1 protein-coding gene is annotated in these 1335 nt (G+C 74.9%); it reads right to left on the bottom strand.

Annotation, left to right across the window (positions count from 1 at the left end):
• On the bottom strand, positions 1-1335 hold a 1335-nt coding region (locus ACEXKH_RS09560; protein WP_373573933.1), incomplete at both ends, for a sensor histidine kinase.

Raw genomic sequence — 1335 nt, 5'->3', positions numbered from 1 at the left:
CACAGGGGGACCGCGATGGTGGCCACCGCGCCGCCCGAGGGGCTGTTGGCGAGCGAGACGGAGCCCCCGTGGGCGCTCGCGGCCTCGGCGGCGGCGTGGAGGCCGAGCCCGTAGTGGCGGCCTCCGTCGCGCGAGGAGCGGGAGGAGTCGTCTGTGAAGAGGCGCTCGCAGCCGCGTTCGAGGGCGGCGGGAGAGAAGCCCGGTCCGTCGTCGGACACCTCGATGACGAGGTGTCCGCCCTCGACGTCGCAGGAGACCGCCACGCGCGAGCGCGCGTGCTCGGCGGCGTTGGCCACGAGGTTCGCGGCGGCTCGCGCCAGGGCGGTTCGGTCGAGCGGGGCCTCGGGCGCGCCCGCGACAGCAGGGCCCGTGGCCGCGTCGAGCGTCACGCCTCGCGCCCGGGCGATCTGGGCGGCCTCGGCGAGGACTTGCTCGCAGAGCTCGGCCGGCCGCATGGGGGCCCTCTCCGCCCCGCCGGACCCGCGCGAGGCCTCGATGAGCAGGCGCACGTAGCCGTCGAGCCTTTCGACACTGCCGGCTATGTCGCGCGCGGCGGCCGCGAGGTCGGCGTCTTTCTCGTCTTCCAGCTCCTCCGCCACGAAGTCGGCGTTGGCGCGCAGCACGGTGAGCGGCGTCTTGAGGTCGTGGGCGAGCGACGCCACCTGCTCGCGCTGCCCCCGCTCCGCGGCCCAGCGGGCCTCGAGCGACTCGGCGAGGGAGGCCCGCATGGCGTCCATCGCGGCGAGGACGTCGTTCACCTCGCGCACGTTGGTGCTGCCGACCGCGAAGTCGAGCTCCCCCGCGCCGACGCGCCCCGCCGCCTCCGCGAGCGGCGCCATCTTGCGCGAGATCACGCGGCTCGCGCGGCGCGCCACGAGCGCGAGCGCGAGCGCGCTTCCCGCAGCGGCGCCGACGAGCATGAGGTTCTGCGGGTTGGGAAGCAGGCCGGCGAGGTCGCGCGAGACCCACTGCGGCAGGTACTCGCTGACGAGTGCGCAGGCCCCGCCGCCCTTGAGCGGGAACGCGGCGTAGGTGAGGCCCGAGCCCCCGCCCTCGATCTCCACTGTGCCCGGATCCGCGGCGAGTGCCGCACGGGCCATCTCCGTCGCGTCCTCGAGCCGCGTGCCCTCGAGGTCTGTCATCAGCACGTATCCGTCCTCGTTCAGGATGAGGTAGCGGTACGCCGTCGGCACGTCCTGCTGCCCGCAGACGCCGTCGCGTGCCAGGCCCTCCGCGACCTCGCGCGTATTGGCCGGCCCCCAGCTTGCCTCGTAGACGAAGCCCGCGTTGATCGCCGCGGAGAGCGCCATGAACGAGGCGAGCCACGCCGTGGCC

It is taken from the genome of Collinsella aerofaciens ATCC 25986 (genome assembly GCF_964259375.1).
In the GTDB taxonomy this organism is placed as follows: Bacteria; Actinomycetota; Coriobacteriia; order Coriobacteriales; family Coriobacteriaceae; genus Collinsella; species Collinsella aerofaciens_BO.
The sequence above is the reverse complement of the archived record's forward strand: the minus strand, read 5'-3'. Positions and strand labels throughout refer to the sequence as shown.